Annotated in this window: 10 protein-coding genes; 9 read left to right on the top strand and 1 reads right to left on the bottom strand. The window is 68.1% G+C overall.

Annotated features, from left to right (window positions below):
• Positions 1-64: 64 nt before the first annotated feature.
• From gspD to gspF, 3 genes are read left to right on the top strand one after another with little or no spacing between them, the layout of a single operon-like run.
• Positions 65-2,416, top strand: a complete 2,352-nt coding sequence (gene gspD / locus BDO18943_RS18265) for a type II secretion system secretin GspD (protein WP_175023481.1) — start codon at positions 65-67, stop codon at positions 2,414-2,416.
• A gap of 5 nt (positions 2,417-2,421) precedes the next feature.
• Positions 2,422-3,912 (top strand): type II secretion system ATPase GspE, encoded by a 1,491-nt coding sequence (gspE, locus tag BDO18943_RS18270; RefSeq protein WP_374101762.1) that lies wholly within the window; start codon positions 2,422-2,424, stop codon positions 3,910-3,912.
• A gap of 4 nt (positions 3,913-3,916) precedes the next feature.
• Complete coding sequence (gene gspF, locus BDO18943_RS18275) at positions 3,917-5,134, top strand: type II secretion system inner membrane protein GspF (protein WP_043184834.1); 1,218 nt, start codon at positions 3,917-3,919, stop codon at positions 5,132-5,134.
• Positions 5,135-5,169: 35 nt separating this feature from the next.
• On the opposite strand, the gene BDO18943_RS18280 is transcribed toward gspF, so the two are convergent.
• Positions 5,170-5,580 carry a type II secretion system protein N gene (locus BDO18943_RS18280; protein ID WP_043184833.1) on the bottom strand — a complete coding sequence of 137 codons (411 nt, stop codon included), beginning with the start codon at positions 5,578-5,580 and terminating at the stop codon, positions 5,170-5,172.
• 175 nt (positions 5,581-5,755) lie between these two features.
• Here BDO18943_RS18280 and gspG point away from each other — a divergent pair, with 175 nt between their 5' ends.
• From gspG to gspL, 6 genes are all read left to right on the top strand, one after another.
• The gene (gene gspG, locus BDO18943_RS18285; RefSeq protein ID WP_122944042.1) at positions 5,756-6,208 is read left to right on the top strand and encodes a type II secretion system major pseudopilin GspG; all 453 of its coding nucleotides are present in this window, start codon (positions 5,756-5,758) and stop codon (positions 6,206-6,208) included.
• A 39-nt stretch (positions 6,209-6,247) separates the two neighbouring features.
• Positions 6,248-6,817 carry a GspH/FimT family pseudopilin gene (locus BDO18943_RS18290; RefSeq protein ID WP_175023483.1) on the top strand — a complete coding sequence of 190 codons (570 nt, stop codon included), beginning with the start codon at positions 6,248-6,250 and terminating at the stop codon, positions 6,815-6,817.
• Positions 6,818-6,819: 2 nt separating this feature from the next.
• Positions 6,820-7,254 (top strand): type II secretion system minor pseudopilin GspI, encoded by a 435-nt coding sequence (gene gspI, locus BDO18943_RS18295; protein ID WP_374101763.1) that lies wholly within the window; start codon positions 6,820-6,822, stop codon positions 7,252-7,254.
• A gap of 7 nt (positions 7,255-7,261) precedes the next feature.
• Positions 7,262-7,921, top strand: coding sequence for a PulJ/GspJ family protein (locus BDO18943_RS18300; RefSeq protein WP_374101764.1), 660 nt, complete (start codon positions 7,262-7,264; stop codon positions 7,919-7,921).
• 2 nt (positions 7,922-7,923) lie between these two features.
• Entirely contained in the window at positions 7,924-9,054 is a 1,131-nt protein-coding gene (gspK, locus tag BDO18943_RS18305) for a type II secretion system minor pseudopilin GspK (protein ID WP_175023486.1), read from the top strand.
• A 26-nt stretch (positions 9,055-9,080) separates the two neighbouring features.
• Positions 9,081-9,652, top strand: a 572-nt coding sequence (gene gspL / locus BDO18943_RS18310; RefSeq protein WP_235996096.1) for a type II secretion system protein GspL, incomplete at its 3' end; no start/stop codon positions are given.

The raw sequence follows: 9,652 nt of genomic DNA on the forward strand, positions 1-9,652 counted from the left end.
TTTCGGACTTGGATCCCAGCACTACCGCCGGAAGTGGCCTGAGCCGGCATCGACCCATTCATCCATGACAAGAAATCGCTTCGTTATGCGGCGTGTCGCCACGACCTTGATCGTCGCCGGCATCATCGTCTCGCAGGCCGCCTACGCTCAGGTCACGCTCAACTTCGTGAATGCGGATATCGACCAGGTCGCCAAGGCGATCGGCGCCGCAACTGGCAAGACCATCATCGTCGACCCTCGTGTGAAGGGGCAGCTCAACCTCGTGGCCGAACGTCCGGTGCCGGAAGACCAGGCGCTGAAGACGCTGCAGTCGGCGCTGCGCATGCAGGGCTTCGCGCTCGTGCAGGATCATGGCGTGCTGAAGGTCGTGCCCGAGGCCGACGCGAAGCTGCAGGGCGTGCCGACCTACGTCGGCAATGCGCCGCAGGCGCGCGGCGACCAGGTGATCACGCAGGTGTTCGAGCTGCACAATGAATCGGCGAACAACCTGCTGCCCGTGCTGCGGCCGCTGATCTCGCCGAACAACACGGTGACGGCCTACCCGGCGAACAACACGATCGTCGTGACCGACTACGCGGACAACGTGCGGCGCATCGCGCAGATCATCGCGGGCGTGGACAGCGCCGCGGGCGCGCAGGTGCAAGTCATTCCGCTGCGCAATGCGAACGCGATCGACCTTGCCGCGCAACTGCAGAAAATGCTCGACCCGGGCGCGATCGGCAACAGCGACGCAACGCTGAAGGTGTCGGTCACGGCCGACCCGCGCACCAACTCGCTGATGCTGCGCGCATCGAGCGCGTCGCGCCTCGCGGCTGCCAAGCGGCTCGTGCAGCAGCTCGATGCGCCGAGCGGCGTGCCGGGCAACATGCACGTCGTGCCGCTGCGCAACGCCGATGCGGTGAAGCTCGCGAAGACGCTGCGCGGGATGCTCGGCAAGGGGAGCGGCAGCGACAGCGGCTCGTCGGCGTCGTCCAACGATGCGAACAGCTTCAACCAGAATGGCGGCTCGTCGTCGAGCGGCAACTTCTCGACCGGCACGTCCGGCACCCCGCCGCTGCCGTCGGGCGGCCTCGGCAGTTCGTCTTCGTCGTCGGGGTACGGCGGCTCGTCCGGCAGCAGCGGCGGCCTCGGCACCGCGGGCCTGCTCGGCGGCGACAAGGACAAGGGCGACGACAACCAGCCCGGCGGGATGATCCAGGCCGATGCAGCGACCAACTCGCTGATCATCACCGCGTCGGATCCGGTTTACCGGAACCTGCGCTCGGTGATCGACCAGCTCGACGCGCGGCGTGCGCAGGTCTATATCGAAGCGCTGATCGTCGAGCTGAACTCGAACACGCAGGGCAACCTCGGCATCCAGTGGCAGGTGGCGAGCGGCCAGTTTCTAGGCGGCACGAACCTGGCACCCACGGCCGCCAATGCTTTGGGAAACAGCATTGTCAACCTGACGGCCGGCGGTTTGACCAACGCCGCTGGCGGGATCACCGGAGGTGGGCTGGCCGCCAATCTCGGGCAGTTGAGCCAGGGGCTGAACGTCGGCTGGCTGCACAACATGTTCGGGGTACAGGGGCTCGGTGCGCTGCTGCAATATTTCGCGGGCGTGAGCGACGCGAACGTGCTGTCGACACCGAACCTGATCACGCTCGACAACGAGGAAGCGAAGATCGTCGTCGGCCAGAACGTCCCGATCGCGACCGGTTCGTACTCGAACCTGACGAGCGGCAATGCGAACAGTGCGTTCAATACCTACGATCGCCGCGACGTCGGCCTGACGCTGCACGTGAAGCCGCAGATCACCGACGGCGGGATCCTGAAACTCCAGCTCTATACCGAGGATTCGGCGGTCGTCAACGGTACCACCAACACGCAGACCGGCCCGACCTTCACGAAGCGCTCGATCCAGTCGACGATCCTGGCTGACAACGGCGAGATCATCGTGCTGGGCGGTTTGATGCAGGACAACTACCAGGTATCGAACAGCAAGGTTCCGCTGCTTGGCGACATTCCGTGGATCGGCCAGCTGTTCCGTTCGGAATCGAAGATCCGCCAGAAAACCAACCTGATGGTGTTCCTGCGCCCGGTGATCATCTCCGACCGCAGTACCGCGCAGGAAGTCACGGCGAACCGCTATGACTACATCCAGGGCGTGACGGGCGCATACAAGTCGGACAACAACGTGATCCGCGACAAGGACGATCCGGTCGTCCCGCCGATGCCGTTGGGCCCGAGCCAGGGCGGCACGCCGGCCGGCAACCTGTTCGATCTCGACAAGATGCGTCGCCAGCAGCTGCAGCGCCAGGCGGTGCCGGTTCCGGCGCAGCCGTTGCCGGAAGCGACGCCCGCGCAGCCGCAGAGCGTGCCGCAGCAGGCGGTGCCGCAACAGCCGCTGACGGCCACGCCGGGAGCGTCGCAGTGAGCGACGTGCTCGCGTCCCCTTCCCACGACGGCGCGCCGGGCGAACGGCAGCCGCCGTCGCCGCTCGCCGCGCGGCTGTTGCCGTACGGTTTCGCGAAGAACGGCCAGGTGCTGATCGCGCACCAGCTCGACGACACGCTCGAGGTATGGATCAGCGAACGCACGAGCGATGCCGCGCTCGCTGAAATCGCGCGCAACTTCGGCTCGATTTCCGTGCATCGCGTGCCGGCCGACGAGCTCGCGCAGGCGATCAACCACGCGTACGCACGTCAGGACGGCAGTGCCGCGCAGGTGGTCGGCGAGGTCGAAGGCGAAGTCGACCTGTCGCGGCTGATGCAGGACATCCCCGAAGTCGAGGATCTGCTCGAATCGGAAGACGACGCGCCGATCATCCGGATGATCAACGCGCTGCTCACGCAAGCGGCACGCGAACAGGCGTCGGACATCCACATCGAGCCGTTCGAGAACGCATCGGTCGTGCGCTTTCGCGTCGATGGCACGTTGCGCGACGTCGTGCGGCCGAAGAAGGCGCTGCACGGTGCGCTGATCTCGCGGATCAAGATCATGGCGCAGCTCGACATCGCGGAGAAGCGCTTGCCGCAGGACGGCCGCATCACGCTGCGCGTCGGCGGCCGGCCGGTCGACGTGCGCGTGTCGACGCTGCCGACCGGGCATGGCGAGCGTGCGGTGCTGCGTCTGCTGGAAAAGGATGCGCAGCGGCTGAACCTCGAAGCGCTCGGGATGGGCCGCGACACGCTCGTGCAATTCGACAAGCTGATCGCGCGCCCGCACGGCATCGTGCTCGTCACGGGCCCGACGGGTTCGGGCAAGACGACCACGCTGTATGCGTCGATGTCGCGGCTCGAAACCGCGACGACCAACATCATGACCGTCGAGGATCCGATCGAATACGATCTCGGCGGCATCGGCCAGACGCAGGTGAACGAGCGGATCGGGATGACCTTTGCCCGCGCATTGCGCTCGATTCTGCGCCAGGATCCGGACGTGATCATGATCGGCGAAATCCGCGACCTCGAAACCGCGCAGATCGCGGTGCAGGCATCGCTGACGGGCCACCTCGTGCTCGCGACGCTGCACACGAACGATGCGGCATCGGCCGTTACGCGTCTGACCGACATGGGCGTCGAGCCCTACCTGCTCGCCTCGTCGCTGCTCGGCGTGCTCGCGCAGCGGCTCGTGCGGCAGCTCTGCCCCGTCTGCAAGGAAGAACGCCACGAAGAAGGCCGCACCGTGTGGCATCCGGTCGGCTGCGACAAGTGCGGGCATTCGGGTTATTCGGGCCGGCGCGGCGTATACGAACTGCTGCTGGTCGACGAGTCGATCCGCTCGCTGATCCACCGCAATGCGGCCGATGCCGAGATTCTCGCCGCCGGCCGTGCGGAAGGGATGCGCACGCTGCGCGACGACGCCGAGCGCTGGCTCGCGTCGGGCGCAACGTCGCTCGAGGAAGTGCTGCGCGTAACGGGAGGCGCATAGCGCGATGCCGGCATTCCGTTTCGAAGCAATCGATTCGGCGGGACGCGCGCAGAAAGGCGTCATCGATGCCGACAGCGCGCGTGCCGCGCGCGGCCAGCTGCGCACGCAGGGGCTCACGCCGCTCGTCGTCGAACCGGCCGCCAGCGCGACGCGCGGGGCGCGGTCGCAGCGGCTCGCGTTCGGCCGCAAGCTGTCGCAGCGCGAACAGGCGATCCTCACGCGCCAGCTCGCGAGCCTCTTGATCGCGGGGTTGCCGCTCGACGAGGCGCTCGGCGTGCTGACCGAGCAGGCCGAGCGCGACTACATCCGCGAACTGATGGCCGCGATCCGCGCCGAGGTGCTCGGCGGCCATTCGCTCGCGAATGCGCTGGGCCAGCATCCGCGCGACTTCCCGGAAATCTACCGCGCGCTCGTCGCGGCGGGCGAACACACCGGCAAGCTCGGCATCGTGCTGTCGCGCCTCGCCGACTACATCGAGCAGAGCAACGCGCTGAAGCAGAAGATCCTGCTGGCGTTCACGTATCCGGGAATCGTCACGCTGATCGCATTCGGCATCGTCACGTTCCTGCTGAGCTACGTCGTGCCGCAGGTCGTCAACGTGTTCGCGAGCACGAAACAGCAGCTGCCCATGCTGACGATCGTGATGATGGCGCTGTCGGATTTCGTGCGGCACTGGTGGTGGGCGATCCTGATCGCGGTCGCGCTCGTCGCGTGGTTCGTGAAGGCGACGCTGTCGCGCGACGGGCCCCGCCTGCGCTTCGACCGCTGGGTGCTGACCGCCCCGCTCGCGGGCAAGCTCGTGCGCGGCTACAACACGGTGCGCTTCGCGAGCACGCTCGGCATCCTCACCGCGGCGGGCGTGCCGATCCTGCGTGCGCTGCAGGCGGCCGGCGAGACGTTGTCGAACCGCGCGATGCGCGCGAACATCGACGACGCGATCGTGCGCGTGCGCGAAGGCTCCGCGCTGTCGCGCGCGCTGAACAACGTGAAGACGTTTCCGCCGGTGCTCGTGCACCTGATCCGTTCCGGTGAAGCGACGGGCGACGTGACGACGATGCTGGATCGCGCGGCCGAAGGCGAAGCGCGCGAGCTCGAGCGTCGCACGATGTTCCTGACGAGCCTGCTGGAGCCGCTGCTGATCCTGGCGATGGGCGGCATCGTGCTCGTAATCGTGCTGGCCGTGATGCTGCCGATCATCGAGCTGAACAACATGGTGCAGTGACGGGCTGACCGTGGGTCAGGCCGTCACCTTCGGCTTCAGCGCATGTAGATCGCCGGGGACGGCGTGTTGGCGGGAAGCTGGACTTCGGTGCGGGCGCCGTTGCGCTCGACGATGATCGAGCGGGGGCGGACTTCGGCGAGCTTCGCGCCGGACGTGACGTCCGCGCCGAGCGACACGGCACGCGGCGGTTCGCCGCCGACACCGACGATCGCGGCGCCACCGTGGTCGAGCGCGAGGATGCCGAACAGGTGGATGTCCTGCACGGGATTCTTGTCGAGCTGACCGCCGAAGAGCGCCGCGGCGTCCTCGGTGCGGATCGGCAGCCGCGCGGCGGCGGCGGGCAGCGGCGCTTCGCGAGCCGACAGCGTGACGACCCAGTAGGTGGCCGTCGCGCACAAACCCGCGAAGAGGGCGAGGGAAAGGATCCGGATCGAGAGCGCGTTCATGCGCGCTATTGTACGGATGTATATGAAATTTGCGTTGGGTGAAAGCCCTCGGCAATGCGCGCCTTACAATGCGTGCTCCGCGCCCGCGGGTTCGGAAGCTTGCCGTCAGGCAATCGTCCGGTGCGCCGGGTGCGTCACTCAACCAACGACATTTTTTGGAAAGAGGTAGTCAGTCATGCAAACGTGGATCACTCGCCGCAACGCGGCCGTGCGTCGTCAGCGCGGTTTCACGCTGATCGAGATCATGGTGGTGGTCGCGATCCTCGGGATCCTGGCGGCACTGATCGTGCCGAAGATCATGAGCCGCCCGGACGAAGCGCGCCGCATCGCCGCCAAGCAGGACATCGGCACGATCATGCAGGGGCTCAAGCTGTACCGTCTCGACAACGGCCGCTACCCGACCCAGGAGCAGGGCCTGAACGCGCTGATCCAGAAGCCGTCCACCGATCCGATCCCGAACAACTGGAAGGACGGCGGCTATCTCGAGCGCCTGCCGAACGATCCGTGGGGCAACGGCTACAAGTACCTGAACCCGGGCGTGCACGGCGAGATCGACGTGTTCAGCTACGGCGCCGACGGCAAGGAAGGCGGCGAAGGCAACGATTCCGACATCGGTTCGTGGCAATAAGCCTTCACTGACCGGCCCGACGCTTCGTTCCCGTTCTTCATGCTCGCCATTCGCACGACCTCCCGCTGCGGCCGCGATTGCCGTGTGCGTCGCGGCGCGGCTGCGTCCGTGCCGGCGCATGCCGGCGGCGGGCAGGCGTGGCACGGTGCGCGGCGTCATCGCGCACGCGGCTTCACGCTGCTCGAAATGCTGGTCGTGCTCGTGATCGCGGGGCTGCTCGTGTCTCTCGCGTCGCTGTCGCTCACGCGCAATCCGCGCACCGATCTGCGCGAGGAAGCGCAGCGCATCGCGCTGCTGTTCGAGACCGCCGGCGACGAAGCGCAGGTGCGTGCCCGGCCGATCGCGTGGCAGCCGACCGCGCACGGCTTCCGGTTCGACATGAGCTCGCCCGACGGCTGGCGCACGCTGCGTGACGACCTGCTGCGCCCGCGTGACTGGGACGGTGGCGTCACGGGCGCCGACATCGACTATCCGGGGTCCGACACGCATGCGAATCGTGTCGTGTTCGGCACCGAGAGCATCGACACGCCGGTGCGCGTGACGCTGCATTCGGCCGCCGGCAGCGCGACGATCGTCGGCACCGGCAACGGCCGCTACGAGGTGCAATGACGATGCGTCGTCGCCTGCCCTTCCCCGTTGCTTCATCACGCCGCCATGCCTCAAGGGGGCTTCCTTCGAGCCGCGGTTTCACGATGATCGAGGTGCTGGTCGCGCTCGCGATCATCGCCGTCGCGCTCGCCGCGTCGATCCGCGCGGTCGGCACGATGGCGACCAATGCCTCCGATCTGCATCGCCGGCTGCTTGCCGGCTGGAGCGCCGACAACGCGCTCGCGCAGATGCGCCTCACGCATGCGTGGCCGGAGATCGGCGAACAGAGTTTCGACTGCTCGCAAGGCAACGTGCAGCTCGTCTGCACGCAGCGCGTGAGCACTACGCCCAACCCGGTGTTCCGGCGCGTCCGGATTTCGGTGAGCATGCCCGGCCGCACCGGCGTGCTCGCGCAGATGGTGACGGTGGTCGCGAATGAAACCAGCCGTCCGCTCTGACGCGCCGATGCGCCGCCCGCTCGCCCGCCGCGCCCGCGGCTTCACGCTGATCGAGCTGATGATCGCGATCGCGATCCTCGCGGTGGTCGCGATCCTCGCGTGGCGCGGGCTCGACCAGATCATGCGCGGGCGCGACAAGGTCGCGGCCGCGATGGAAGACGAGCGCGTGTTCGCGCAGATGTTCGACCAGATGCGCATCGACGCGCGGCTCGCCGCGACCGACGACGAGGCCGGCCAGCCGGCGATCGGCGTCGCCGGCAATACGCTGCAGATCGTCCGCGAACTCGACGTGCCGGGCGCCGCACCGCGGCTGCAGGTGATCCGCTACCGGATCGCCGGCGGGCGCGTCGTGCGCTATGCGTCGCCGCCGATCGACGACGCGAACCGGCTGCGCAGCGTGCTGAAGGACAGCAGTGTCGAAGGCTGGAGCTGGGTCGCGTTGATGGGCGGCGTCGGCGCGATCGACGCGAAGCTGTACGTGCCGCGCGTGGGCTGGACCACCAACCTGCAGACGGCCAACGATGCGCTCGCGCAGAACAACGATGCGCTCAAGGTGCCGCAGATCGGCAACGCGCCGCCGACGCGCGCGGTGACGGGGCTGCAGGTCAGCATCGGCGCGACGTCGCTGCGCGTGCCGGTCACGCGCATCTTTCTCGTCGGGGAATGACGATGCGCACGCGCCCTCACCGCTCATTGCGTGCCGCCCGCGCGGCCGGTCGCGCACCGGCACGCGGCCGCCAGCGCGGCGCGGCGATCATTACCGCGCTGCTCGTCGTCGCGCTGTCGGCGATCCTGGTCTCGGGGATGCTGTGGCGCCAGCAGGTGCAGATCCGTCGCATCGAAAATCAGCGCATGCTCGCGCAGGCGCAGTGGGTCGCACGCGGCGCGCTCGACTGGACGCGGATGATCCTGCGCTCCGAAGGCGACACGGCGCCCGGCATCACGTATCTCGGCGGTATCTGGGGCGTACCGATCGCGAAGACCAAGCTGTCGGATTTCCTCGGCCGGATCGGCGCGCCCAACGACACCGGCGGCGAAGACACCTATATCTCCGGCTCGATCGAGGATGCGCAGGCGAAGTTCAACCTGCGCAACCTGGTGGCGTCGCCGGCGCCCGGCGTGCTGCAGTTGAACGTCACACAAGTCCAGGCGTTCCAGCGCCTGCTGACGACGCTCGGCTACGACGGCGCGTTCGCGAAGCGCATCGCGCTGCAGGTGCGCGCGAGCCTGCTGAATTCGGCGACGCGTTTCCAGATGCCGACACTGCCGGGGGGCGGCACGGCGCCGCCGATCACCGCACCGGTGACGACCGATCAGCAAGGCGGCGGCGGCTTCTCCGACGATCCGGGCATGACGGGTGGCGATCGCGGGCCCGCGCCGCTGATGATGACGGGCGTCGACAGCCTGCTCGACGTCGACGGCGTGACGCCCGAGATGGTCGCGCGGCTGCGCCCGTTCGTCACCGTGCTGCCGACCACGACGCCCGTGAACATGAATACCGCGCCGGCCGAGGTGATCGCGGCGCTGATGCCGGGGATGAGCGTGTCGTCCGCGCAGGCGCTCGTGTCGCGCCGCGAGACCGTGTTTTTCCGCAACGTCGCCGACGTGCAGCTCGCGCTGCGCGGCGCCGGTGCACCGAACGTGACGCTCGACGCGAGCGTCGTCGACGTCAATTCGAGCTATTTCATCGTGCATGGCCGGATCCAGCACGATCGCGCGGAGGTCGATCGCACCTCGCTCGTGTATCGTGATCCGACCACGCATTCGACACGGGTCGTGCGCATCCGCGACCAGCTATAACGACGCCAATCGGGAGAGGAGCTCTTGTGAGCACGTTGATTGTTTCTTTGCCGCCGCGCGAGCCTGCCGTGCCGTTGCAGGAATGGCAGTGGCCCGAGCTGCCGTTCACGCTCGTCGACAAGGCCGGCCATGTGCAGCGCGCCGGCCGTGCCGCGCTCGCGCTGCTGCCGCGAGCGAATGCGACGGTGCTGATCGTCGCCGCGCGCGACGTGCTGCTGCTGGCCGCGACCGTGCCGCCGCTGAAGGGACCGAAGCTGCGCCAGGCGCTGCCCAACATCGTCGAGGATCAGCTGATCCAGGATCCGCTCGGCTGCCATATCGCGCTCGATCCGGACGCGCTGCCCGACGGGCGCCGCGTGCTGGCCGTCGTCGATCGCGCGTGGTTCCGCACGATCTGCGAAGCGTTCACGGCGGTCGGCCACCGGCACCTGAGCGCCGTGCCCGCGACCCGCTGCCTGCCGGCACCGCACGCGTCCGCCGCACCAGCCGACAGCGAAGTCGATGCCGCCGCGGTTGCCGCCGACGCCGTCGACGCGGCGCCGGCCCGCCCGGCGACGGTGGCCGCGGTGCTCGGCCTCGCGGCATCGGTCGAACCGGT

Origin of the sequence: Burkholderia aenigmatica (genome assembly GCF_902499175.1) — a bacterium.
GTDB lineage: Bacteria > Pseudomonadota > Gammaproteobacteria > Burkholderiales > Burkholderiaceae > Burkholderia > Burkholderia aenigmatica.